Source organism: Phenylobacterium aquaticum (genome assembly GCF_022695515.1).
Lineage (GTDB): Bacteria > Pseudomonadota > Alphaproteobacteria > Caulobacterales > Caulobacteraceae > Phenylobacterium > Phenylobacterium aquaticum.
In genome coordinates, this window is record NZ_JALDPT010000032.1 from 1 (window position 1) to 22,331 (window position 22,331).

Below are 22,331 nucleotides of genomic sequence, written 5' to 3' on the forward strand. Positions count from 1 at the left end.
CATCGTCTACGGCAACCTCGGCGACGACACGATCAGCGGTGGCGACGGCAATGACTGGGTGCGCGGCGGCCAGGGCAATGACAGCGTCTCCGGCGGGGCTGGCGACGACTTGATCTATGGCGACCGGGGCAATGACACGATCAGCGGCGGGGCCGGGGCCGATGTGTTCCGGTCGTTCTCAGGGGCCGGGATCGACCGGGTGATCGACTTCTCGGCCGCCGAGGGCGACCACGTCCTGCTCGATCCGGGGACCCATTATTCGCTGAGCCAGGTCGGGGCCGACACCGTGGTCGACATGGGCAATGGGGATCAGATGATCCTGGTCGGGGTGACGCTCTCGACCCTGCCGGCCGGCTGGATCGCGGTGGCCTAGACGAGGCGGCTCTAGGCGGCCTCGCGGGCCACGGCCACGACATTGAGCCGCTCAAGCGCCTCGATCAGCTGGCGCAGGTCGCGGATCAGGGTGTCGTAACTGTCGGGACCCAGGCCCGCGGTCAGGGCCCGGCGCGACGGGGTCACGCCCCGCACCCGGTCGCCCTCGATGAGGCCCGCGTTCACCAGGCGCTCGCACTTGCGCCGCACGGTCTCGCGCGGCAGGCCGCAGGATTCCGCCAGCGCCGTGCGCGACACCCAGCGCAGGGGCGCGTCGAGGTCGGTCTCGGCGGGGCCGCCATTGGGGGCCAGGGCGGCGACACAGAGCGTGCGGAAGATCAGGGCCGAGGTCGGGCCCAGCCCATGGGTCGCGGCTACGGCCTCGGATCGCCGGAGACAGAAGCTCTCGACAGCCACATGCGCGGCCATCAGGGCGCCGGGAGGCGCGCGGTCCAGTTCCACGAGGTCAATATGCATGCCTGTCCCTTTCAGGGTCCTCCGACCACAACGCCTCAAGGCGGCGATCTGCCCCGAATTGGGTGTCTTTGTAGGACCTGGCGCGGCCAACCGTCACGGGAACGAGGTGTAAACAATTGTAAAATCACCATTTAGAGCTGCACCGCCCCACCGGAACGGGCGTCTGGCCGCCCGGCCGCGAAACCTGCCGGAATCGGCCGCCGACGGTCGCGCTGGGACACAGGCTTGGCCTATAGTCTGGCTTTGCAACCCAAGGGTCTCCCTGCCCGATGAAGATCGCCGTGCTCGACGATGATCCGGCGCACAACGAGCTGATCGCCGAGGTGCTGACGCGCGCCGGACATGATCCGGTGCTGTTCGAGCGCGGCGAGGCGGCTCTGCGCGACCTGCGCCGCCAGACCTTCGACCTGTTGCTGCTGGACTGGAACATGCCGGGTCTCGACGGCATGGAGGTCCTGGCCCAACTCAAGCTGATCGCCTCGCCGCCGCCGGTGCTGCTGATCACCAGCCGCTCGGAAGAGGGCGACATCGTCCGCGGCCTGGAGGCCGGCGCCGACGACTATGTGGTCAAGCCGATCCAGCCGGCGGTCCTGCAGGCCCGGGTCGCGGCCCTGCTGCGGCGGGCCTTCCCGAGCGCGGGGCGCGAGACCGGTCCGGAGACCTTCGGCCGCTACGAATACCGGCCGGGCGGCACGGCGATCCTGCTGGACGGGACGCCCCGCGAGCTCACCGCCAAGGAGCTGCAGCTGGCTCTGGCCCTGTTCCGCAGCGGGGCGCGGGCCCTGTCGCGGGACTATCTCCTGGAGACCGTCTGGGGCCGCAATCCGGATCTCGAGACCCGCACGCTCGACGCCCACCTGTCGCGGCTGCGCAACAAGCTGGAACTTCGGCCGGAAAACGGATTTCGGCTCGTGACCATCTATGGTTTCGGTTATCGGCTTGAACCCAGCCTGGGGCCGGAGGGGGAATCCGCATGACGCGCTGGACTGACACTGGGGCGTGGCTCGTCGTCGCCCTCAGCCTGGCCGCGCCGGCCGCCGCCCAGACGCGCGCGCCCGCGAAGCCGCCCGAGGCCGACGCGCCGGTCGCCTATCTGGTCAAGCCGGGCGACACCCTGTTCGGCTTGTCCAGCCGCTATCTGGTCAAGCTTGGCGACTACCGGACCCTGCAGAGCCTGAACAAGGTGCCCAATCCGCGCCATCTGCGCCCCGGCTCGACCCTTTCGATCCCCTACGCCCTGCTCAAGACCGAGGTCATCGACGCCCGGCTGGGCGCCTTCAGCGGGGCGGTGACCGTGACCCGCGCAGGCCAGGCCGTGGCGGTGAGCCGCAACATGGCGCTTGTCGAGAACGACCGCATCGCCACGGGCGCCAACGCCTTCGCCACCCTGGATCTCCCGGACGAGTCGCGGGTCAGCCTGCCGTCCAACTCGACGCTGAAGATCGTGCGCCTGCGTCAGGTGCTGTTGACCGGCGGTCTGCGCCGCGCCTTCGACCTGGATCTCGGCAAGGGGACCGCCTCGGTCACCCCCATGACCACCAAGGATTCCCAGTTCCTGATCCGCACGCCGCTCTCGGTCGCCGCCGTGCGCGGCACCGAATACCGCGTCGCCTTCGATCCCGCCCGCGCCAGCAGCGCCGCGGAGGTGATCAAGGGCGTGGTCGGAGTCGGCGCGACCGCGCCCGCCGCGTCGGCGGCCGAGACCCCGGTCCCCGCCGGATTTGGCGCGCGGGCCAGCGCCGACGGCGTCAAGCCGCCCCAGCCCCTGCTGCCCGCCCCGGCCCTGGTGCGCGGCGGCCGCACCCAGGAGGACCCGGTCGTGGCCTTTGCGGTCGAGCCGGTGACGGGCGCCGCCGCCTATCACCTGCAGCTCGCCAATGACGCCGGCTTCGTCGACGTCTTCACCGAGACGGTGAGCCCGACGCCGCAGGCCCAGTTCGACAAGGTCCCGGACGGCACCTATTTCGTCCGCGCCACCGCCATCGACGCCGACGGCCTGGAGGGCCTGCCCCGCGACTACGGCTTCGAGCGCGACCTCAATACGCTCGACGCCGGCGGCGGGCCCGCCCAGGAGAAGACCGGCAAGATGCGCCGCTTCAAGTTCCGCTGGAGCGCGGCGGGGGCGGGCCAGAGGATCTTCGAGCTGCAGCTGTTTCGCGGCGCCGAGACCGTGCCCTTCGTCGATGCGCCAGGCCTGACCGAGCCCGAGCTGTCGGTGACCGACCTGCCTCCCGGCGCCTATCACTGGCGCGTCGTGGCGACCCGCTTCAAGCCGGGCCAGCCGCCCAGCGTGAAGGCCGGCGCGCTGCAGGATCTGCAGATCGGCGAATAGGTCCATGGCCGGGCGCGAACGCGGGGGACCACGATCGCGCCTGATGCGCGAATGGCTGGCGGTGGCGGCCGCCGCCTCGCTGGTCGTGGCCGGCGCGGCCCTGACCGGCCTGTTCGCCCGGGCCGACAACCTGGTCTATGACCGGCTGATGGCGCTTTCGCCTCTGCGGCCCGACCCGCAGGTGGTGATCGTGGCCATCGACGATCGCAGCCTCGACGAGATCGGGCGCTGGCCCTGGGACCGGGCGGTCCATGCCCGGCTGCTGGACCAGCTGGCCGCCGCGGGGCCCAAGGCGGTGATCTATGACGTGCTGTTCCTGGAGCCGTCGGCTGAGGACCCGGCCCTGGCCGCCGCGCTCGCCAAGGTTCCCACCGTCCTGCCGGTCCTGACCCAGGCGCCGGGGCCGGACGGCGCGGCCTTCGCCGTCGTTCCCCCCACCCCGCTGATCGCCCGGGCCGCCGCCGGCCTGGGCCAGGTCAATGTGCGCTATGACGCCGACGGCCTGCTGCGCCAGGTTCATCTGCGCGACGGCGGGCCGGGCCACTGGATCGATCACCTGGCGCTGAAGGGCTTCCGCCTGGCGGCGCCGCAGGCGCCGCCCTCGCCCGACGCCCTGCTGATCCCCTTCGCCGGACCGCCCGGATCCTTCCCCACCATCGCCTTCGCGAGCGTGCTTAAGGGCGAGGTCCCGGCCCAGGCGTTCAAGGACCGCATCGTCCTGGTCGGCGCCACAGCGGCGGGGCTGGGCGACCGTTTCCCCACCCCGGTCAGCGGGCATGGCGCCGATCTGTCGGGAGTGGAGGTCCAGGCCAATGTGGTCAGCGCCCTGCTGCAGGCGCGAGATCCGCCTGTCGCCCGCCTGGGCCCAGGCCCTGTTCGCGCTCGCCGCCCTGTGGGTGCTGTTGATCGCGGTGCTCCGCCTGTCGCCCCGCGCGGCCATGGCCGCCGGCGCCGTAATCGGTCTGGCGGTTCTGGCGATCAGCGCGGGCCTGTTGATGGGGCTGAAGGTCTGGGTCGCCCCCGTTCCCGCCCTCGCCGGTCTGGTGCTGGTCTATCCCCTGTGGGGCTGGCGACGGCTGGCGGCGGCCAGCGCCTTCCTCGGCCTGGAGATCGACCGCCTCGCCGCCGATCCGGCCATGGGGCCGATGCGCCCGGGCCCCGCGCCGGCCGCCGACCTGGTCGGCCGCCAGGCCTGGCTGCTGGAGCAGGCCATCGACCGGATGAGCCTGCTGCGCCGCTTCGCGGCCGACGCCCTGACCGCCCTGCCCGACGCCACCCTTGTGCTGGACGCGGACGACCGGGTGGAGATGGCCAACGCCGCCGCGGGGCGGCTGTTCGCCGTGGCCGACGACGGGCCGCTGGAGGGCCGGGCCTGGCCGGATCTCGCCGACCTGCTGCCGCTCGCCGAGCCCGAGCCGATCGCCCAGGCCCTGGCGGTCGACGGCCGGCAGCTGCGGCTGGCCGACGGTCGCACCCTGCAGGTGGGGATCGCCGCCCGTCAGTCGGCCCCGGGCCAGGCCGCCGGCCGCATCCTGCGCTTCGCCGATGTCAGCGCCCTGGAATCGGCCCACCGGCAGCGGGAACAGGCCCTGCAGCTGCTCACCCACGACATGCGCTCGCCGCAGAGCTCGATCCTGGCCCTGCTGGACAATCCTCGCCAGGCCGGCGAGCCCGAGGCGCTGGCGGCCCGGATCGCCGGCTATGCGCGCCGCACCCTGGCGCTCGCCGACGGCTTCGTGCAGCTGGCGCGGGCGGAGTCCTCGACCCTGCGGCCGGCCGAGTTCGACCTGGCCGACATCCTGATCCAGGCGGTCGACGACCTCTGGCCACAATGGCGGGCCAAGGGTCTCAGCGTCGAGACCAAGGCGCCGGACCAGGTGATCGTCCTGGGCGACGCGGCCCTGACCGCGCGGGCGGTGGGCAATCTGCTCGGCAATGCGGTGAAGTTCAGCCCGCAGGGCGGGCGGATCACCTGCACCCTGGCGCGCGGGCGCGGGGCCAGGGCCGGCTATTGGGTGCTGAAGATCGCCGATGAGGGGCCCGGCCTGAGCGCCGAGGACAAGGCCTCGCTGTTTGAGCCCTTCAAGCGGTTCGGGGACGGCAAGAGCGAGGGCGTCGGCCTGGGCCTGAGCTTCGTGCGGGTCGTGGCCCAGCGGCAGGGCGGTTTCGTCGACTGCGACAGCGCCCCCGGCCGCGGGGCGATCTTCGCCTTCGGGGTTAAGGCCTAGGGGGTGACCAGGCCTGCGCGCGCCAGGGCCGCGTCGACCAGCGCCGACAGGGGCTGGCGATCGCCCGGCCGGCCGTCGGCGGCGGTCACCTGGGTCAGGGTCTTGCCGGTCTGCGCGTCCAGCACGGTGAGCGAGACCGTGCGCACCGGCTTGTCCTTGGTCCAGAACCGCCAGCCGGCCTTGCGCGGGGCCTCGACCCAGGCCGGCGGAGCGCCCGCGGGACCAGGTCCCATGACCCCGACCTGGCCGGGCCGGGCCGACTGGGCGGCCATCACATAATAGGCCGGCGCCTGGCCGGCCTTGGGGCCGTGGGCCGCCAGCCGGGCGCTGACCAGATCGCGCACCGGCGAGGGCGCGTCCGATCCCGGCAGCACCGTCGCGGCGCCGGCGGCCAACCTCGTGTCCGGGGTCAGGCGGGTCAGAACGCGGGGTCCGGCGCATCCGCCCAGAACGACGCCGGCCGACAGGGCCAGGCCCAGGCGGACGAGGGAGGAACGCGGGATCATGACGGCTCCGGTACAGGCTGAGGTTGCTGCGGACCCTCGCCCTGACGGACGCCGATGACAAGCCTGGTTGCTCAGATCAACGCAGGCAGGCGCCCAGCACCACCCCGAAAGAGGCGGCCATGCAGGACAGGCCCGCCCAGACGCAGGCCCGGCTCATCAGGGTCAGGGGCATGGCCCGGCTGCGGGGCATCAGCACATCTCCCCGCGCGCCGTGATGAAGGCCATGGCCGCCGGCGCCAGGGCCCAGCGGTGCGACCCCTCGCCGAAGCGCAGGCGGAACAGGGCCCGCTCGCTCCCGGTCTCGCAATGGGCGTGGAAGGCCCGCAAGATCTCGTCCCTCAGGGCCTGGCTGGCGGCGCGGGCGCCGGGGTGGCGACCCTGGGCGATGCGGTCGATGACGATGTCGCGGTGGGCCTCGCCGCTCAGGGCCATCAGGGCCTCGACGATCTCGGCGACCAGGGGGTGGGCGTCAGGGGCGCGGCTCAGGCGCGCGTCGCGGCTGTCAGCCAGCTTCACCAGGTTCTCGGCCATGTCGCTCTCCAGGACCAGCGGTTGAGGATCGAGGGCGTCTTAACCGTCCCGTCTCCGCCGCGCCTGGGGAATTCCTATGGTTTTACTATTGTTTACATTCCAAGATAACAGCGGCCATGGTCCAGGTTCCGACCTCGCTTTCGCATCCCCAGCCCCTGAAGTGGCTGGCCTTCATCCGGCGTCAGATCCGGTCCAGCGAACTGTGGCTGATCGCCGTCGCCATCGTGGTCGGCGCCGCCGCCGGGGCGCTCGCCACCTTCCAGGCCAAGATCGCGCATGCCCTGCAGATCTTCCTGTTCGCCTTCGATCCCGAGCAGCGGCTGAGCGCCCAGGCGGCCATCGTCCCCTGGCGGGTGCTGGCCATTCCGGCCGGCGGGCTCGCCCTGGGGCTCGGGACCTGGCTGTGGCAGCGCTACAGCCCCGGCGGGGCGGTCGACCCGGTCGAGGCCAACGCCCTGCATGGCGGCCGGATGTCGGGCCGCGACAGCGCGTTCATCTGCGCCCAGACCCTGGTCTCCAACGGCTCCGGGGCCTCGGTGGGGCTGGAGGCGGCCTACGCCCAGGCCGGCGGCGCCGCCGGTTCGCTGATCGGCCGGGCCCTCGCCCTGCGCCGCGCCGACCTGCGCACCCTGGTGGGCGCCGGCGCGGGCGCCGCCATCGCCGCGGCGTTCGGCGCGCCGCTGACCGGCGCCTTCTACGCCTTCGAGATCGTCATCGGGGCCTATACGGTGGCCAATATCGCGCCCGTCGCCGCCGCGGCCCTGGCCGCCGTGCTGGTGGCCAAGAGCCTGGGCGCGCCCACCTATCTGCTGGGCACCTCGGTCACCGCCGTCCAGACCTGGCCGGTCTATGGGCTCTACGCCCTGCTGGGCCTGGTCACGGCGGGCGTGGGCGTGATGATGATGCGGCTGGTGGCGCTGGCCGACAAGTGGGCCGTCAAGATGCCCATTCCCCCGCTGCTGCGCCCCGCGGCCGGCGGGGTCCTGCTGGCGGGGATCGCCCTTCTCACGCCCCAGACCCTGTCGGCGGGCCACGGCGCCCTGGCCCTGGACCTTGAGGCCGACCTCGGCCTGAAGCTCCTGCTGACGCTCGCGGCCATGAAGGCGGCGGCCTCGATCATCTCGCTGAGCTTCGGCTTCCGGGGCGGGCTGTTCTTCGCGGCCCTGTTCCTGGGGACGTTGATCGGCCAGGCCTTCGCCCATCTCGCGGCCTTCGCGACCTTCCTGCCGGTGCTCGATCCCACGGTCGCGGCCCTGGTGGGCATGGGCGCGCTCGGCGTCGCCATCGTCGGCGGGCCGCTGACCATGTCCTTCCTGGTGCTGGAGACCACCGGCGACTTCACCGTCACCGCCGCCACCCTGGTCGCCTCGCTGATCGCCAGCGCCGTGGTCCGCGAGACCTTCGGCTATTCCTTCTCGACCTGGCGGCTGCATCTGCGCGGCGAGACGATCCGCTCGGCCCATGACGTGGGCTGGATCCGCACGCTGACCGCCGGGCGTATGATGCGGACCGGCGCGCCGACCATCGCCGCGGACGCCGACCTGGCCGAGTTCCGCCGCCGCTTCCCGCTCGGCGGGACCAAGCGCGTGGTGCTGACCGATCCGGCCGGCCGCTATGCCGGCCTGGTCCAGACCGCCGCGGCCTATGCCGACGATGCGGACGGCCAAAGTCTGACCACGCTCGCCATCAACCGCGACGCGGTGCTGACGCCGGAGCTGAGCATCAAGGAGATCATGACCGCCTTCGACCAGACCCAGAGCGACGAGCTGGTGGTGGTCGACGCCCAGGGCCAGGTTCTGGGGGTGCTGTCGGAGGCCTACGCCACCCGGCGCTACGCCGATGAACTGGAAAAGGCCCGCCGGGATCTCACCGGCGAGGCCTGATCCGGCCGCGCCCTATTTCGAGCTGGCGGCGCCGACCTTCTGCAGGTCCTGGACCGCTTCCTTGGAGGCCTGGGCCAGGGCGGCGGCTTCCTCGGGCGTGCGGCAGACCCGCACGGGCAGGCGCGAGCCGAGCTCGGTCGTGGTCGTGCAGATCTTCTTGGGCTTGGGCGCGGCCGCGGCCGGCGGGGTCGCGGAGTCACCCGCGGCAGGGGTCGTCTCGGCGCTCATCAGGAGGCCGGCGGAAAGCAACAGGGGGAGGATCATGGAACTCGCCAACTTGAAGTAGAGATTGCCGCCAAACTCGCACGTCATAGCGCCCGGGCCAAGGGCCCGACTGCCGCAGGGTCAGCGTTTGCGCATCATATGGCGCACGAAACCGAACACCGCCAGATGGGCGATGAGGACCACCCCCACCACCGCGCCCACGATCATCAGGTCGGGGCGCATGGGCGGGTCCTAGTTCCGGCGTTGCTTGCGGGCCGCGTAGCGGGCGTCGCGGGCGGCCTTCTGGGCGGCGCGCAGGGCGAGCTCGCGGGCCTCTTCGGTGATCGCCTCTTCCTCGCGGCGGATGGCCTCCGCGGCGGCGGCGGCGGCCCGGCGGGCCTCGCGCTCCTTGCGGCGCTCCTCGCGCAGGATCTCGAGCTCGAGCTCCTTCTCCGCCTTCCGCTGTTCGATCAGCGGGTCGGTGACCATGGGCTTGGGCTTGAACTTTTCGAGCAGGGCTTTCTTCGCCGCGGCCGAGGCCGCCTGACGATCGTTGAAGGTATGGTTCTTGGGATGGATCATGTCGCGGCCGATTAATGTCTTTGGGCGCGCTTGCGAACCCCCCCGGGCGTGTTTTTTCGCCCTTTACGGCACGATTTCACTCAAGACGGGGCCGATCTCGTCGCGGACCGCCAGATCGGCCATTCGGTCCAGCTCGGTCGGCTCGCGGTTGAGGATCGCCAGGACCGCGCCCGAGCGCTTGGCCAGCAGAGGGAATCCGGCCGCCGGAAACACGGTGAGCGACGAACCCAGCACCAGGAACAGATCGCAGGCCAGCGTCTCCTCCTCGGCCGCCCGCATGGGCCCGGCCGGCATGGCCTGGCCGAAGGAGATCACCGCCGTCTTCACCAGGCCGCCGCACCAGCGGCAGGTCGGAATCTCGCCGCGCGCCAGGAACGGCTCGCGGAGGTCGGCCAGCTCGTAGCGGGTCCCGCATTCAAGGCAGGTCGCATAGCTGGCGTTGCCATGCAGCTCGATGACCCGATCGGCCGGCGCCCCGGAGTCCTGGTGCAGGTTGTCGACGTTCTGGGTGATGATGCCGGACAGCCGGCCCTGGGCCGCCAGCCGCGCCAGGGCGTAGTGGCCGGCGTTGGGCTCGCGCCCCGTCCAGCCGGCCTTGCCGGCGAAGGCGCGGCTCCAGGCCTCGCGGCGCTTGTCCTCGTCGCCGACGAATTCCTGGAAGGTGATCGGCTTCATCCGGCTCCACACCCCGCCCGGCGAGCGGAAGTCGGGAATGCCGGACTCCGTCGAGATCCCCGCCCCGGTGAAGGCGACGATGCGGCGGGCCTGGCCGATCAGGCGGGCGAGCTGGGCGCGGTCGGACATGGCCGCATCCTGGGGCGCCCGGCGGAAAGACGCCAGACACCCGAGAAAACCGAGCGCTGTTAACGGCTTACAAAACCTGTCGATGCAGTATGTCCTCGGCCCGTCGCCCTCCCTGGCGTCGCGGGCCCCGTCCTGTCGAGAAGGTCTGAGCCCATGGGGGATTCCCGAATTCCGTCGCCCGGCGCCGAGCTGATCTCGGTGCGCATCGCCGACCAAGCCTACGCCATCGACATCATGGCCGTACGCGAGATCCGCGGCTGGACCGCCGCCACGCCCCTGCCCCACGCCCCGCCGCATGTGCTGGGGATGATGAACCTGCGCGGGGCGATCCTGCCGGTCATCGACCTCGGCGCGCGCCTGGGGCTCGGCCCCGCCACGCCCGGCCCCTCCTCCGTCGTCGTGGTCGCCCAGATCGGCGACGCCCAGGTCGGCCTGGTGGTCGACGCCGTCTCCGACATCCTGCAAGTCACCGAGGGTCTGATCCAGGCCGCGCCCGATGTGGGCAGCGCCGATTCCAACGCCTTCGTGGCCGGGGTCATGACCATCGACACCGGCATTGTCAGCCTGCTGGCGCTGGACAATGTCCTGCCCGCGAACATGCCGGCCATGGCCGCCTGACGCCGCGCATGCGTGGTTTTTTGGCGTCAGCGGGTCAAAAATTCCGCTGATGCGCTGAAAAAGCGGGCGCCCCTCGGCCTGCGCCTCTGGCAATAGAGCCCCCTTCCGGCGTCTCGCGTCCGCCGGACAACACGGGGGGAAGACGACGCCATGACCGCCAACTCGGGCGACACCGCCTGGATCCTCAGCGCCACGGCGCTGGTCCTGTTCATGACCCTGCCGGGCCTGGCCCTGTTCTACGCCGGTCTGGTCCGCGCCAAGAACGTCCTGTCGGTCATGGCCCATTGCGTGGCCATCGCCTGCCTCGCCTCGGTGCTCTGGCTCCTCGGCGGCTACAGCCTGTCCTTCTCCGGAGCCGGCCCGCTGATCGGCGACCTCGCCAAGTTCGGCCTGGTCGGCGTGCCCCGCGACGCCAAGGTGGGCAGCCTGCCCGAGAGCGTGTTCTTCGGCTTCCAGATGACCTTCGCCGTCATCACCCCGGCCCTGATCGTCGGGGCCTTCGTCGAGCGCATCAAGTTTTCCGCCGTGCTGGTGTTCTCCGGCCTGTGGCTGTTCCTGGTCTATGCCCCGGTCTGCCACTGGGTCTGGGGCGGCGGCTGGCTGGGGCGGCTGCACGTCATGGACTATGCCGGCGGGCTGGTGGTGCACGCCACCGCAGGGGTCTCGGCCCTGGTCATCGCCTGGGCGGTCGGGCCGCGGGACGGCTATCCGCACCATGTCTCTCCGCCGCACAATCCGGGCATGACCATGATCGGCGCCGGCATGCTTTGGGTCGGCTGGTACGGGTTCAACGCCGGCAGCGCGCTCGCCGCCAATGGCGACGCCGGCTCGGCCCTGATCGCCACCCATCTGTCCGCGGCCACGGCCGGCCTGACCTGGGCCCTGATTGAGCAGCGCCGCTTCGGCCGGGCCAGCATGGTCGGCCTGGTCACCGGCGTCGTGGCCGGCCTCGCCACCGTCACCCCGGCCTCCGGATTTGTCGGTCCCCTGGGCGGCGTGGCCCTCGGCGCCGCGGGCAGCCTGATCTGCTACCAGGCGGTCGAGCTGGTGAAGCACAAGGTGCGCATCGACGACAGCCTGGACGTCTTCGCCGTCCACGGTGTCGGCGGCATTCTGGGAACGCTGGTGGTCGCGGTGCTGGCCGCGCCGAAGCTCGGCGGGGCGGGCTATGCGGCCGGCATGGACATGGCCCGGCAGCTGGGCGTCCAGGCGATGGGCGTGGCGGCGGTCTGCGCCTGGTCGGCGATCGCCAGCCTGGCGCTGGTCCTGGCGCTCAAGGCCACGCTCGGCCTGCGCGCCCGCGAGGAAGCTATCGAGGAGGGCCTGGACATGGCCGCCCATGGCGAGCGGGCCTATAATCCCTGACGCGGAAAGAGAATTTATCCACGAACCACACGAACCACACGAACAGAAAGGGGGCGGTCACGCCCCGATACAGCGCCCAGATGTTCGTTAGGTCGGTCCAGGTCGGCGCCAACCTGTTCGTGGGGTTTGTGTGGTTCGTGGACAAATCTTCGCGGCGCCTGCGGCGCCCAGAACCCTGGTCAGTTCGCCGGCGGCGCGCCCAGCTTCGCGGCCAGGGCCTCGGCCTCCAGCCCCTCGATCTCGATCAACTTCACCCGCGCCGTGTCGCCCGAGACGATGCGCAGGGCCGATTTCGGCCGGCCCACGGCCTTGGCCAGCAGGGCGATGACCGCGGCGTTGGCCGCGCCGTCGGCCGCGGCGGCGCTGACCCTCAATTTCAGGAGCGGCCGGCCGGCGGGATCCAGGGCCCAGCCGTCGACGGCGTCGCGGCCGCCCTTGGGCGTCACCCGCACCGCCAGGCGCATGGCGATCTCAGCCCAGGACGGAAATGATGGGCCCGAAAATCAGCGGCAGCAGATAGCGGCGGGCGCCCTCGATGATCAGCAGCACGATGATCGGGCTGATATCCACCCCGCCCAGAGAGGGAATGATCCGACGGAAGGGCCGCAGGATCGGCTGGGTCACCGCGTCCAGGAAGCGCCAGATGTTGGCCACCATGGGATTGCGCAGGTTGATCACGTCGAAGGCCACCAGCCACGACAGGACCGCGCTGACCACGATCGCCAGCGACAGGAGCCCGAAAAGGTTGTCGACGATGAAGTAGATGAATTTGCCCATGGCCTGGGTTTACCGGCGCGCGCGGCCCCCTGGCAAGCGCCCGCCGGACCCCTGCGGCGGCAAGACGCCTTTCTTGTGCTTGACAGGGCGGGTCTGAAAACGCTTATTCCGCGCCTCCTGGGGCCGTAGCTCAGATGGTAGAGCGCCTCGTTCGCAATGAGGAGGTCAGGGGTTCGATTCCCCTCGGCTCCACCAGGAACCTTTCTTTCAAGCAAATTCGCCACATGGCCCCCCTTCCGGGGGCCCTTGCGCGTGGGGCCGCGAGCCGCTAGGGCTCTGACTTCCTTTGGGGAGTAGTCGCCCGCGCGTTCAGCGGGGCTCGCGTCAACAAACTTGCGTCGGGATTTCCGGGGCATGGCGCGCGCGGCCAGTCAGGCTTGGCGAGACCGAGGGCCGGCTTCCGCCTGTGGGTCAGGCGGGGGAGCTTGGCCTTTTGTCGCGCGCCGCCTGACCCGGGACCGAATCGACCACGCCCATGTCTCCCCTGATCCTCAATATCGCGCTCCTCCTGGGCGCCGCCGCCGTCATCTATTTCGCCTGCGAGTTCTTCGTGAACGGGGTGGAATGGGTGGGGCGCAAGCTCTCCGTCGGCGCCACGGCGACCGGCACCATCCTGGCGGCCTTCGGCACGGCCCTGCCGGAGAGCGTCATCACCTTCGTCGCCGTGGCCTTTGGCAAGAGCGACGCCCAGCGCGAGCTGGGGGTGGGCGCCGCGCTCGGCGGCCCCCTGGTGCTGTCCACCATCGCCTACGCCACGGTCGGCCTGACCCTGATCTTCGCCCACCAGCATCTGAAGCGCACCGCCGAGGTGAAGCGCGACTTCCAGCGCCTGGCCCGCGACCAGGGCTGGTTCCTGGCGATCTTCCTGGTCAAGCTCACGGTCGGCCTGGTCGCCTTCAGCTTCAAGCCCTGGCTGGGGATCGCCTTCCTCGCCGCCTACGCCCTCTATTTCTGGCAGGAGATGCGGCGCGACGAGAGCGGCGAGGAGGAGGAAGAGCTCGAGCCCCTGATCCTGGCCCGCAAGGCGCCCGGCGATCCGTCGCTCGTGCTCAGCCTGGTCCAGACGCTCTGCGCCCTGGTGGTGATCTTCTTCGCCTCACGGCTGTTCGTCGGCCAGCTGGATGCGCTGGGCCCGGCGCTCGGGATCAAGCCCCAGCTGCTGGCCCTGCTGCTCAGCCCCATCGCCACCGAACTGCCGGAGACCATGAACGCCATCATCTGGGTGCGACAGGGCAAGCACCGCCTGGCGCTCGCCAATATCAGCGGGGCCATGATGATCCAGGCCACGGTGCCCACGGCCTTCGGCATCTTCTTCACGCCCTGGCTGCTCGACCGGTCGCTGATCCTGGCCGGCGGTCTTACGGCGATCGCCGTGGCGGTGATGTTCGTCTCGTTCCGCCGCGGGGTGATCTCGCGCGGGTTCCTGGCCAGCATGGGCCTGTTCTATGCGGTGTTCGCTGGCCTGCTGATGGCGCTGCGGCTCTAGGCGGCCGGCGTTCCGGCCTGGGTCACGGCGACGCGATAGCCGGGGTCCAGGTCGGACAGGACCACCTCGGCGTCGAGCTGTTGAGCGAGGGCCTGGATCACGCTGGAGCCCAGCCCAACCCGCACCGGCGCCCCGGCCGCGGGTCGACCCACGCCGTCATCGGCGACCGACAGGGTCCAGCCGCCCTCGGCCCCCGCCTGGTAGCCGACCTCGATGCAGCCGCACCGGCCGTTGGGATAGGCGTGCTTCAGGGCGTTGATGACCAGTTCGGTGACGATCAGACCCAGGCTGACCGCCTCCTGCGAGCTGACGGTCGCCGGATCGGCGGTCACCCGCAGGGTGAGATCCCGCCCCTGGGTGATCATCGAGGCGCCCAGGCTGTCGCAGAGCTTGTCCAGATAGTCGCCGACCTCCACCGCGCCCAGCCTGGACTGCAGGTGTTGCTGCACGGCGGCGACCGACAGCACGCGGTCATGGGCGTCGCGCAGATGCTGGCGGCTTTCCTCGGAGGTCACCGACCGGGCCTTGAGCATCAGGATGCTGGCGATGATCTGCAGGCTGTTGGCGATGCGGTGCTGCATCTCCAGGAGCAGGATCTCGCGCTCCTTCAGGAGCTCGTCCTTCTCCAGCAGCAGGGTGATGTTGGCGGTCTCGATGCGCCGGGCGTCGGTCACGTCGTGGATGGTGAGCAGCACGCGGGCCTGGGGGCCGTCGCCGGGTATGACATTGCCGGCGTTCAGGGCCAGGCGTCGCGGGGCGAGGCCCTCGCGGACGAGATCGACCTCGCAGCCGGGGCTGGCCGCGACCGCACCGCGCGCCTCGGTCAGCAGGCGCCGCAGGTCGGGCAGGTTCCATTCCCCGGCGCCCAGGCTGGCCAGATTACAGCCGGCCACCGCGTCGGCGGTCATGCCGAAGGCCTCGCAGAAGGCCGGCGAGGCGCGCAGGATCCGCAGGTCGCCGTCGAACAGCAGCAGCGGCAGCAGGGCGGTGTCGATCAGGGCGCGGGCCAGGGTCTCGGCCGCTTCAGGTCGGCCGGCGATGACGTCCATGGCGGCGGTTCCGTCGACCAGGCGCGAACAGCGGGCCCAGGTCGCAGGCGCTCCGGCCGGTCAGGCCGGAAGGCCACGGGGTCTATAGCACGTCGTCGCCCCGAGGCGGCGCGGTTTCGACCGTCGCCCTGGACCCTAGAAGTCCTGCCAGTCCGAGGCGGGCTTCAGGGCCAGAGCGCCCTGGGTCTGGGGCCGGGCGGCGGCGCGGGCGGGCTTGCGGGCGGCGCCGATGGCGCGCGCCGGCGGGGTCCAGGCGCGGGCCGCGAGCTTGAAGCTGGCCACCAGCTCGGCCAAGCGGTCGGTCTCGGCGCGCAGAGAGTGGGTGGCGGCCGTCGCCTCCTCGACCATGGCCGCGTTCTGCTGGGTGACCTGGTCCATCTGGCTGATGGCGACATTGACCTCGCCGAGGCCGCCGGACTGTTCGCTGGCGGTGCGGGCGATGTCGGCGATCAGCTGGTCGATCTCGACCACGCTGGCGGTGATCCGCTGCAGGGCCTCGCCGGTCTGGCCCACCAGCTGGACGCCGGTATTGACCTGGGTCGTGGCCGAACTGATCAGGCCCTTGATGTCCTTGGCCGCGTCGGCCGAGCGCTGGGCCAGAGCCCGGACTTCCGAAGCGACGACCGCGAAGCCCTTTCCGGCCTCGCCGGCGCGGGCCGCCTCGACCCCGGCGTTGAGGGCCAGGAGGTTGGTCTGGAAGGCGATCTCGTCGATGACGCCGATGATGGAGCCGATCTGCTTGGAGTTCTCCTCGATGGCGCTCATCGCCACCACCGTCTCGCCGACCACCGTGTGGGACTGGTCGGCGTCCTGGCGGGCGCGGGTGGCCACAGTCGAGGCCTGCTTGGCGTCGCCGGCCATGCGCTTGACGCTGCCCGTCAGTTCGCTCAGGGCGGCGGTCGTCTCCTCCAGGCTGGCCGCCTGGTGTTCGGTGCGGTGCGACAGGTCGTCGGAGGCCTGGGAGATCTCATCGGCGCCGACCTGGATGCCGGCGGCGGCTTCCGCCACCCCGGTCATGGCCTCGGCCAGCCGGGCCACGGTGCGATTGAAATCGCTCTTCAGCTTGTCGAATTCCGGCGCGACGGGAGCGTCGAAGCTCACCGTCAGGTCGCCGGCGGCGAGCCGGTCGAGCGCGGCGGCCAGGGCGTCCATGGCCTCGTTCTGGTGGTCCTGGGCGATCTGGCGCTCGGCCTCGGCGGCCTGGCGCTTCTGCTCCAGCACGTCGAGATAGATGGTGATCGCCAGGTCCATGTCTAGCATGGCGGCCTTGACCATCACGCCCATGTCCTCGGCGGCGGCCTTCGCGCCGGACTTGCCGCCCATGATCGCTTTGGGCCAGCGATCCTCGATCAGGGCGTGGATGAACTGCTCGGTCACCCGGGCGTAGCCGCCGATGTACCAGCGGGGCTCCAGGCCCAGGCGGGCGTGGGTGGCGCCGATCGCGCGCACCCCCTTCACATAGTCGTCGCCATATTCGCCGCGGGTGATCACCTGCCAGTGTTCGGCCTGCTTGCTCTTGGCGTGGTCCATGTTCGCGTCGTCGCGGAACATCGCCCGCATCTGCGGAACCTGGCGAACCTTGGCGTAGAACACGTCGAGGGCCGGACCGACAGAGCGCTCAACCAGAGGCTTCAGCTTCCGCAGCCGGTCCTGCTCAGCGGGGCCCAGGCCGATGAAGTCGAGGCGTTGAGATAGCGACTGGTCCGTATCCATAGGTGTCCTCGAAAGTCGAAATCCGGCCCTTACGGGCTCTTAGCGTGCGCTTTCGGGATAGGATTTTGAAGTTAACGAGACTCTAATCGGCTGGGTTTGAGCCCGCCCGACCGGATAATCGGGCCCCCCTTGACTTGGATTTTTGACGCGGATCAATCGATAATAGGTCTATGGCGTCCGAATTCGCAAGTGATACATCTGGTATGTTAAGCTTAACGCGTGATCAAATCCGAGCCCCAGGTTCTAAGTCGACGATTATACTGCACTATCACAATGAGACGTTAGGTTTAAGCGGCTCAATCTGAACCGTTGTGCGTAATTCAACTTTTCGTCTCTCCGCCTTTCCCCCAGTTTGGGGGATAGTTCGCGCGAGGGTCTGCCCGGCGGGGCATGCGCCGGGGGTTTTGTCTTGAATGCACCGACGGGTTGTGACCGACTGTCGCAGACCGGGCCCTAGAAGGGCCACCAGCTGTGGAACCAGGCCAGAATCTTGAGCCATAGGGTCTCCAGAACGCCCCGCGCCTCGGCGACCGGCGACTTGGGCGGCTCGGGGACAAACCAGGACGGCGCGGCCGGCGGCGCACAGTTCATGCGCATGCCGACCCCCTTCAGATAGCCGCGGCGAATCTCCCCGGCGCGCACGGCGGCGGCGACCTTCTTGTCGTGGCGGTCGGCGCCGGTCAGCTTGCGGATCCAGCCGCGGAACGGCAGGACGCTGCGGGTCTCGCTGCGGACCTCCGAGACACCCGCGTCCTTGATCGCGCCGCCAGCCTTCTGGAGCTTGGTGCGATGGTCCGGCGGCGGCGCCTCGTCCAGATCCGGCCCCAGCGCCCCGTCGAGGCGCCCGATCTCCTCAGCCAGGCCCTCGCACCGCTTCAGCCCCTCCAGGTCGTAGGGATCGGCGCTGGCCCGGACCAGCACGTCTGGAATGCCCTTCTGCTTGAGGTTCAGGTCCTCGAGCGGCGCCAGGGCCGCGTCGCGGAAGCTGTCCTTCTGCTGCATCACCCCGCGGTCGGGCTGGCGGACCGGCGGGTCTTCGGCATGGGCGGGCGCCCCGGCGCAGAGCAGGCCGGCGGCGAGGAAGAGCAGGGCGGGGCGTGGCGATGTGCGGCGCATGTCCAAGCATAGCCGGACCGATCGGCGCAGGCTAACCTCCGCGGCGATGATCCCGCTTCCAGACCTGGGCGAAACCCCCTTCCTCGCCGCCATCGGGCCGCGCGACCGCTCCTGGTCGCGTGTCGCCGCCATGGTCAGCGGCGGACTGGCCCTGTCCTTCATCTTCGGCCTCATCGCGACTTTCGTGGTGATGGAGGGCCTGCTGAAGGTCGGGATCGACCTGAACTCCCAGTCCACGAGCTTTCACGAGCCGACCCTGATCCGCGCGGCGCTCTATGTCCTGGAGCTCAGCCTGGCGCTCGCCGCCGCGGCCCTGGGCGCCCTGGTCGCCGCCCGCTGGATCTTCGCCCGCCCGATCCGCAGCTGGATCACCGCCGCCGCGCGCTTTCGCTGGCTGCAGCTGGCCCAGGGGTTTGGCCTGGCCTTTGTCGGGGTCGCCCTGGTGTCCCAGGCGGTCGGGGTGTTCAAGGGCGGATCCCTGGTCGACGGGGCGCCGATCTTCGAGTCCGCCGAGCCGATCCTGCGCCGCCTGGTCTATGTGCTCGCCAACGCCGCGGGCTTCCTGCTCGCCGCCTGGGCGGAGGAGGCGGTGTTCCGCGGCTATGTCCTGCAGCAGGCGGCAGCCCTGACCCGGCGCCCCTATGCCGCCCTGTGGATCTCCGGGGTGCTGTTCGCCCTGATCCATCTGGAGTTCAGCCCCTGGGCGCTGGCGGCCCGCACCATCATCGGCGCCGCCTTCGCCTGGACGGCCCTGCGGCTGGGCGGGCTGGAGTTCGCCATCGGCGCGCACCTGGCCAACAATCTGATGATCGCCCTGTTCGGGGCGCCCATGCTGCCAGGGGCCAGCGCCGATCCGGGCGACGCCCTCGGCGTGGCGACCGAGACCCTGATGGCGGTCTATCTGGCGGTCTGCGCCGAGCTGATCCGCCGCCGCGCCGCCCGCCGCGCCCTGGCCGCCACCGCCTAGCCCCGCCGTTCGTCCCGCCCGGTCCGCCGCTCGTCCCAATCGGCTGTTCAGGACCGGAAAGGGCGGCTGTCCTGGGCCCATGACCCAGCGCCTCGCTCCCCTCGCCGCCGCCGCCCTGATCGCCGCCTCGCCCGCCGTCGCCACCGAGCCTCCGGGCTGGGCCCACTATGGCGGCGACACGGGCGGAACCCGCTATTCCCGGGCCGCCCAGATCAATGTCGCCAATGTCGCCCGGCTGAAGCCCGCCTGGAGCTTCTCCACCGGCGAGCTCGCCCTGCGCGGCAAGGCGATCAAGCGCGCCGCCTTCGAGGTCACCCCGATCCTGGCTGGGGGGCGGCTCTATCTCTGTTCGCCGTTCAACGCCGCCTTCGCCCTCGACCCGGGGACCGGTCGCCGGCTCTGGGGGTTCGATCCCAGGATCGATCCGACCCTCAACTATCCCAACAGCTACAATTGCCGCGGCCTGACCTGGTGGCGCGACCCGGCCAGGGCGCCGGACGCGCCCTGCGCCGAGCGGATCTTCATGGCGACCAATGACCGGCGCCTGTTCGCCCTGGACGCCGCGACCGGCAAGCCCTGCGCCGGCTTCGGCGCCCAGGGCTTTGTCGACGCCATGCCGGGCGTCAGCCTGTCGCGGCCCGGCAGCGCCCAGATCACCTCCCCGCCGGTGGTGGTCGGAGGCGTGGTGATCACCGGTTCCTCGATCGACGACAATCAGCGCCAGGTCGAGACCTCGGGCGCTGTCCACGCCTTCGACGCGGTGACCGGCGCGCCGCGCTGGAGCTTCGACCCCCTGGCCGGCGCCGGTCCCAAGGTCCATGCGGGCGCGGCAAATGTCTGGGCGCCGATGTCGGTGGACGAAGCCCGCGGCCTGGTCTTCCTGCCGACGTCGAGCCCCAGCCCCGACTTCTATGGCGCGGCCCGGCCGGGGAATGACGGCCACGCCAATTCGGTCGTCGCCCTGCGCGCCGCCACGGGTGAGCTCGCCTGGGCGTTCCAGACCACCCACCACGATGTCTGGGACTATGACGTCCCGGCCCAGCCGACGCTCGCGACCGTCACCTACAAGGGTCGCACGGCGCCGGCGGTGATCCAGACCACCAAGCAGGGCCTGATCTTCACCCTCGACCGCGAGACCGGCCGGCCGATCATTCCGGTGGAGGAACGGCCCGTGCCCCAGGGCGGCGCGATCGGCGAGCAGCTGTCGCCGACCCAGCCCTTCCCCATCGCGCCCGCGCCTCTCGCCCCCAACCGGATCAAGGCGGCCGACGCCTTCGGCGTCACGCCGTGGGAGCGCCAGGCCTGCGCCGATCAGATCAAGGGCGCCCGCAATGAGGGGCTCTACACCCCGCCGAGCGTCGAGGGCACGATCCTCTATCCCTTCACCGGCGGCGGCTCGAACTGGGGCGGGATCGCCTTCGATCCCGGCCTCGACCTGGTCTTCGTCAACACCTCCAGCGCGATCCACAAGGTGACCCTGATCCCCCGCGACCGCTTCGCCGCCGAGCGCGCCGCCCATCCCGACCTGGAGGTCAGCCCCAACGCGGGGGCGGCCTTCGGCATGAAGCGCGAACTCCTGCGCTCGCCCATCGGCCTGCCCTGCAACCCGCCGCCCTGGGGCGAGCTGTCGGCCGTCGACCTGCACGAGGGCAAGGTGCTGTGGCGGGTCCCGCTGGGGACCACCCGCGACCTGGCCCCCGGCTCCCAACTGCTGCTGAAGGGGTCGGGCACGCCCAATTTCGGCGGCCCCATCGTCACCGCCGGCGGGCTGGTGTTCATCGGGGCGGCCATGGACAATTACCTGCGCGCCTTCGAGGCCCGCACCGGCAAGGAGCTGTGGAAGGGCCGGCTGCCGGCCGGGGGCCAGGCGACGCCCATGACCTATGTCTGGAAGGGCCGGCAATATGTGGTCATCGCCGCCGGCGGCCACGCCAAGTCGCAGACCAAGCCGGGCGACCAGGTCGTGGCTTTCGCCCTGCCGCAATAGTCGCCATCGGCGTCGCGGGGCGCTGGGTCACAAAGTTACGCTGGTCAGGATCGATCTTGGCCCTAAGTCTAGGGCGCATGAATTCGCTCACGACCCGCATCCTGGCCGGCCTGCTGCTCGGCCTCGCCCTGGGGGGCGCCCTCGGCGCCGCCCATCCCGCCTTCCAGGCCCAGCTTGTCGGCTACGCCAGCGCTTTGGGCGGGGTCTGGCTCGACGCCCTGCGGATGACCATCATTCCGCTGGTCTTCTCCTTGCTGGTGGTGGGGGTGGCCCAGGCGGCGGGCACGGTCCAGACCGGGGGACTGGCGGCCCGCGCCCTGGTCACCTTCGCGATCGTGCTGCTCACCGCCACGACGCTCACCGCCTTCGTCGCCCCGGCCCTGCTCAATCTCTGGCCTGCTCCGTCCCAGGCGGCGGAGGGCCTGCGTCGCGCCGCCCAGGGCGCGGCCGCCGGCATCCCGCCGGTCCCGCCCCTCGCCGACTGGCTGAAGTCCTTCGTGCCGGCCAATCCGATCAAGGCCGCCGCGGACGGGGCCATCGCCTCGATCTGCGTCTTCGCCCTGACCTTCGGGCTCGCCGCCAGCCGGATCAGCGAACCCCGCCGGGCCCATCTCTTCGCCCTGTTCGACGCGGTCCAGGCGACCATGATGGTGATCGTCGACTGGGTGCTGTTCGCCGCCCCGGTCGGCGTCTTCTTCCTGGCCCTGGTGGTCGGCGCCCAGACCGGATTCGGCGCGGTGGGCGTGCTCGGCCACTATGTGGTGATCGTCAGCCTGATGTGCCTGATGGCCGGGGCTTTCGGCCTGGTCATGGCCGTGATCGGCGGGCGCGTGCCCTTCGGGCGGCTGATCTCGGCCCTGATCCCGGTGGAGGCCATGGCCATCTCGACCCAATCCTCGCTCGCCTGCCTGCCGGTGATGCTGGAGGCGACCGAGCAGATCGGCGTCACCCAGCGGGTGCGCGGCGTGGTCATGCCCATGGCCGTGGCGGTGTTCCGCCTGACCAGCCCGCCCGGCAACCTGGCCGTCGCCATCTATGTCGCCCACATCTACGGCATCCATCTCGATCCCGGCCGGCTGGCCATTGGGGTGGTGGTGGCCTGCCTGGTCAGCCTGGCGACCGTGGGGGTGGCCAGCTCGGTCACCTTCTTCACCACCCTGGTGCCGATCTCCATGGCCATGGGCCTGCCCATGGACCTGCTGCCCCTGCTGCTGGCGGTCGAGACCCTGCCGGACTTCTCGCGCACTGTGGGCAATGTGACCGCCCATGTCGGCGTCACCGCCTGGGCCAACCGCTGGGGCAAGGGCGGCGTGGCGGACACGGAGCCGGCCTGA

22 protein-coding genes, 1 tRNA gene and 1 pseudogene are annotated in these 22,331 nt (G+C 70.8%); 13 read left to right on the top strand and 11 right to left on the bottom strand.

Going from position 1 to position 22,331, the window contains the following annotated elements; all coding sequences use genetic code 11:
• The coding region (locus MQH10_RS19905) for a calcium-binding protein (protein WP_419720794.1) at window positions 1–373 on the top strand (373 nt) is incomplete at its 5' end.
• Between the two features lie 11 nt (window positions 374–384).
• Here the strand turns inward: MQH10_RS19905 and MQH10_RS19910 are convergent.
• Entirely contained in the window at window positions 385–849 is a 465-nt protein-coding gene (locus MQH10_RS19910) for a helix-turn-helix domain-containing protein (protein WP_242565730.1), read from the bottom strand.
• A 269-nt stretch (window positions 850–1,118) separates the two neighbouring features.
• On the opposite strand from MQH10_RS19910, the gene MQH10_RS19915 reads away from it, so the two are divergent.
• The 4 genes and pseudogenes from MQH10_RS19915 (at window position 1,119) to MQH10_RS19925 (ending at window position 5,409) form a co-directional block, all read left to right on the top strand.
• The gene (locus MQH10_RS19915) at window positions 1,119–1,826 is read left to right on the top strand and encodes a response regulator transcription factor (RefSeq protein ID WP_242565731.1); all 708 of its coding nucleotides are present in this window, start codon (window positions 1,119–1,121) and stop codon (window positions 1,824–1,826) included.
• The gene (locus MQH10_RS19920; protein ID WP_242565732.1) at window positions 1,823–3,181 is read left to right on the top strand and encodes a FecR family protein; all 1,359 of its coding nucleotides are present in this window, start codon (window positions 1,823–1,825) and stop codon (window positions 3,179–3,181) included. Before MQH10_RS19915 ends, MQH10_RS19920 begins: the two co-directional genes overlap by 4 nt.
• 43 nt (window positions 3,182–3,224) lie before the next feature.
• Window positions 3,225–3,965: pseudogene (locus tag MQH10_RS27150) on the top strand (CHASE2 domain-containing protein); the annotation flags it as partial.
• A gap of 28 nt (window positions 3,966–3,993) precedes the next feature.
• The gene (locus MQH10_RS19925) at window positions 3,994–5,409 is read left to right on the top strand and encodes a sensor histidine kinase (protein ID WP_242565733.1); all 1,416 of its coding nucleotides are present in this window, start codon (window positions 3,994–3,996) and stop codon (window positions 5,407–5,409) included.
• Here MQH10_RS19925 and MQH10_RS19930 read toward each other — a convergent pair.
• Together MQH10_RS19930 and MQH10_RS19935 are read right to left on the bottom strand one after the other, a co-directional pair.
• Window positions 5,406–5,915 carry a hypothetical protein gene (locus MQH10_RS19930; RefSeq protein WP_242565734.1) on the bottom strand — a complete coding sequence of 170 codons (510 nt, stop codon included), beginning with the start codon at window positions 5,913–5,915 and terminating at the stop codon, window positions 5,406–5,408. The genes MQH10_RS19925 and MQH10_RS19930 overlap by 4 nt on opposite strands.
• Window positions 5,916–6,104: 189 nt before the next feature.
• A complete protein-coding gene (locus MQH10_RS19935) occupies window positions 6,105–6,446 on the bottom strand; it encodes a hypothetical protein (RefSeq protein WP_242565735.1) in 342 nt (113 codons plus the stop codon).
• Window positions 6,447–6,562: 116 nt separating this feature from the next.
• Between MQH10_RS19935 and MQH10_RS19940 the strand changes: the two genes are divergently transcribed.
• Window positions 6,563–8,329, top strand: coding sequence for a chloride channel protein (locus MQH10_RS19940; protein ID WP_242565736.1), 1,767 nt, complete (start codon window positions 6,563–6,565; stop codon window positions 8,327–8,329).
• A 12-nt stretch (window positions 8,330–8,341) separates the two neighbouring features.
• Here the strand turns inward: MQH10_RS19940 and MQH10_RS19945 are convergent, their stop codons facing one another.
• The 3 genes from MQH10_RS19945 to MQH10_RS19955 all read right to left on the bottom strand — a co-directional run bounded on the left by MQH10_RS19945 (window position 8,342) and on the right by MQH10_RS19955 (window position 9,919).
• A complete protein-coding gene (locus tag MQH10_RS19945) occupies window positions 8,342–8,593 on the bottom strand; it encodes a hypothetical protein (RefSeq protein WP_242565737.1) in 252 nt (83 codons plus the stop codon).
• 192 nt (window positions 8,594–8,785) lie between these two features.
• The gene (locus MQH10_RS19950) at window positions 8,786–9,115 is read right to left on the bottom strand and encodes a DUF6481 family protein (protein ID WP_242565738.1); all 330 of its coding nucleotides are present in this window, start codon (window positions 9,113–9,115) and stop codon (window positions 8,786–8,788) included.
• A gap of 63 nt (window positions 9,116–9,178) precedes the next feature.
• Window positions 9,179–9,919 (bottom strand): SIR2 family NAD-dependent protein deacylase, encoded by a 741-nt coding sequence (locus MQH10_RS19955; protein WP_242565739.1) that lies wholly within the window; start codon window positions 9,917–9,919, stop codon window positions 9,179–9,181.
• A 153-nt stretch (window positions 9,920–10,072) separates the two neighbouring features.
• Between MQH10_RS19955 and MQH10_RS19960 the strand changes: the two genes are divergently transcribed.
• Complete coding sequence (locus MQH10_RS19960) at window positions 10,073–10,537, top strand: chemotaxis protein CheW (RefSeq protein WP_242565740.1); 465 nt, start codon at window positions 10,073–10,075, stop codon at window positions 10,535–10,537.
• Window positions 10,538–10,687: 150 nt separating this feature from the next.
• Window positions 10,688–11,902 (top strand): ammonium transporter, encoded by a 1,215-nt coding sequence (locus tag MQH10_RS19965; protein ID WP_242565741.1) that lies wholly within the window; start codon window positions 10,688–10,690, stop codon window positions 11,900–11,902.
• A 179-nt stretch (window positions 11,903–12,081) separates the two neighbouring features.
• Here MQH10_RS19965 and MQH10_RS19970 read toward each other — a convergent pair whose 3' ends face one another.
• Both MQH10_RS19970 and MQH10_RS19975 read right to left on the bottom strand, forming a co-directional pair.
• Entirely contained in the window at window positions 12,082–12,366 is a 285-nt protein-coding gene (locus tag MQH10_RS19970; RefSeq protein ID WP_242565742.1) for a DUF167 family protein, read from the bottom strand.
• A gap of 7 nt (window positions 12,367–12,373) precedes the next feature.
• Window positions 12,374–12,679, bottom strand: a complete 306-nt coding sequence (locus MQH10_RS19975; protein ID WP_242565743.1) for a YggT family protein — start codon at window positions 12,677–12,679, stop codon at window positions 12,374–12,376.
• Window positions 12,680–12,798: 119 nt separating this feature from the next.
• Here MQH10_RS19975 and MQH10_RS19980 point away from each other — a divergent pair.
• Both MQH10_RS19980 and MQH10_RS19985 read left to right on the top strand, forming a co-directional pair.
• Window positions 12,799–12,874: transfer RNA gene (locus tag MQH10_RS19980), tRNA-Ala, on the top strand.
• 280 nt (window positions 12,875–13,154) lie between these two features.
• Window positions 13,155–14,165 carry a sodium:calcium antiporter gene (locus MQH10_RS19985; RefSeq protein WP_242565744.1) on the top strand — a complete coding sequence of 337 codons (1,011 nt, stop codon included), beginning with the start codon at window positions 13,155–13,157 and terminating at the stop codon, window positions 14,163–14,165.
• On the opposite strand, the gene MQH10_RS19990 is transcribed toward MQH10_RS19985, so the two are convergent.
• From MQH10_RS19990 to MQH10_RS20000, 3 genes are all read right to left on the bottom strand, one after another.
• The gene (locus tag MQH10_RS19990; RefSeq protein ID WP_242565745.1) at window positions 14,162–15,214 is read right to left on the bottom strand and encodes a sensor histidine kinase; all 1,053 of its coding nucleotides are present in this window, start codon (window positions 15,212–15,214) and stop codon (window positions 14,162–14,164) included. The genes MQH10_RS19985 and MQH10_RS19990 overlap by 4 nt on opposite strands.
• 135 nt (window positions 15,215–15,349) lie before the next feature.
• Window positions 15,350–16,927: a globin-coupled sensor protein gene (locus MQH10_RS19995; protein ID WP_242565746.1), complete on the bottom strand. Its 1,578-nt coding sequence runs from the start codon at window positions 16,925–16,927 to the stop codon at window positions 15,350–15,352.
• Between the two features lie 453 nt (window positions 16,928–17,380).
• A complete protein-coding gene (locus MQH10_RS20000) occupies window positions 17,381–18,043 on the bottom strand; it encodes a hypothetical protein (RefSeq protein WP_242565747.1) in 663 nt (220 codons plus the stop codon).
• A gap of 46 nt (window positions 18,044–18,089) precedes the next feature.
• On the opposite strand from MQH10_RS20000, the gene MQH10_RS20005 reads away from it, so the two are divergent.
• From MQH10_RS20005 to MQH10_RS20015, 3 genes are all read left to right on the top strand, one after another.
• Window positions 18,090–19,010, top strand: coding sequence for a CPBP family intramembrane glutamic endopeptidase (locus MQH10_RS20005; protein WP_242565748.1), 921 nt, complete (start codon window positions 18,090–18,092; stop codon window positions 19,008–19,010).
• A gap of 79 nt (window positions 19,011–19,089) precedes the next feature.
• Entirely contained in the window at window positions 19,090–20,997 is a 1,908-nt protein-coding gene (locus MQH10_RS20010) for a pyrroloquinoline quinone-dependent dehydrogenase (RefSeq protein ID WP_242565749.1), read from the top strand.
• A gap of 77 nt (window positions 20,998–21,074) precedes the next feature.
• On the top strand, window positions 21,075–22,331 hold the full coding sequence (locus tag MQH10_RS20015; protein ID WP_242565750.1) for a dicarboxylate/amino acid:cation symporter: 1,257 nt from the start codon (window positions 21,075–21,077) through the stop codon (window positions 22,329–22,331).

Bases quoted from the DNA above. Each gene is read 5' to 3' on its own strand.
- MQH10_RS19910 (WP_242565730.1), bottom strand. From the start codon at position 849: ATGCATATTGACCTCGTGGAACTGGACCGCGCGCCTCCCGGCGCCCTG.
- MQH10_RS19915 (WP_242565731.1), top strand. From the start codon at position 1,119: ATGAAGATCGCCGTGCTCGACGATGATCCGGCGCACAACGAGCTGATC.
- MQH10_RS19920 (WP_242565732.1), top strand. From the start codon at position 1,823: ATGACGCGCTGGACTGACACTGGGGCGTGGCTCGTCGTCGCCCTCAGC.
- MQH10_RS19925 (WP_242565733.1), top strand. From the start codon at position 3,994: ATGTGGTCAGCGCCCTGCTGCAGGCGCGAGATCCGCCTGTCGCCCGCC.
- MQH10_RS19930 (WP_242565734.1), bottom strand. From the start codon at position 5,915: ATGATCCCGCGTTCCTCCCTCGTCCGCCTGGGCCTGGCCCTGTCGGCC.
- MQH10_RS19935 (WP_242565735.1), bottom strand. From the start codon at position 6,446: ATGGCCGAGAACCTGGTGAAGCTGGCTGACAGCCGCGACGCGCGCCTG.
- MQH10_RS19940 (WP_242565736.1), top strand. From the start codon at position 6,563: ATGGTCCAGGTTCCGACCTCGCTTTCGCATCCCCAGCCCCTGAAGTGG.
- MQH10_RS19945 (WP_242565737.1), bottom strand. From the start codon at position 8,593: ATGATCCTCCCCCTGTTGCTTTCCGCCGGCCTCCTGATGAGCGCCGAG.
- MQH10_RS19950 (WP_242565738.1), bottom strand. From the start codon at position 9,115: ATGATCCATCCCAAGAACCATACCTTCAACGATCGTCAGGCGGCCTCG.
- MQH10_RS19955 (WP_242565739.1), bottom strand. From the start codon at position 9,919: ATGTCCGACCGCGCCCAGCTCGCCCGCCTGATCGGCCAGGCCCGCCGC.
- MQH10_RS19960 (WP_242565740.1), top strand. From the start codon at position 10,073: ATGGGGGATTCCCGAATTCCGTCGCCCGGCGCCGAGCTGATCTCGGTG.
- MQH10_RS19965 (WP_242565741.1), top strand. From the start codon at position 10,688: ATGACCGCCAACTCGGGCGACACCGCCTGGATCCTCAGCGCCACGGCG.
- MQH10_RS19970 (WP_242565742.1), bottom strand. From the start codon at position 12,366: ATGCGCCTGGCGGTGCGGGTGACGCCCAAGGGCGGCCGCGACGCCGTC.
- MQH10_RS19975 (WP_242565743.1), bottom strand. From the start codon at position 12,679: ATGGGCAAATTCATCTACTTCATCGTCGACAACCTTTTCGGGCTCCTG.
- MQH10_RS19985 (WP_242565744.1), top strand. From the start codon at position 13,155: ATGTCTCCCCTGATCCTCAATATCGCGCTCCTCCTGGGCGCCGCCGCC.
- MQH10_RS19990 (WP_242565745.1), bottom strand. From the start codon at position 15,214: ATGGACGTCATCGCCGGCCGACCTGAAGCGGCCGAGACCCTGGCCCGC.
- MQH10_RS19995 (WP_242565746.1), bottom strand. From the start codon at position 16,927: ATGGATACGGACCAGTCGCTATCTCAACGCCTCGACTTCATCGGCCTG.
- MQH10_RS20000 (WP_242565747.1), bottom strand. From the start codon at position 18,043: ATGCGCCGCACATCGCCACGCCCCGCCCTGCTCTTCCTCGCCGCCGGC.
- MQH10_RS20005 (WP_242565748.1), top strand. From the start codon at position 18,090: ATGATCCCGCTTCCAGACCTGGGCGAAACCCCCTTCCTCGCCGCCATC.
- MQH10_RS20010 (WP_242565749.1), top strand. From the start codon at position 19,090: ATGACCCAGCGCCTCGCTCCCCTCGCCGCCGCCGCCCTGATCGCCGCC.
- MQH10_RS20015 (WP_242565750.1), top strand. From the start codon at position 21,075: ATGAATTCGCTCACGACCCGCATCCTGGCCGGCCTGCTGCTCGGCCTC.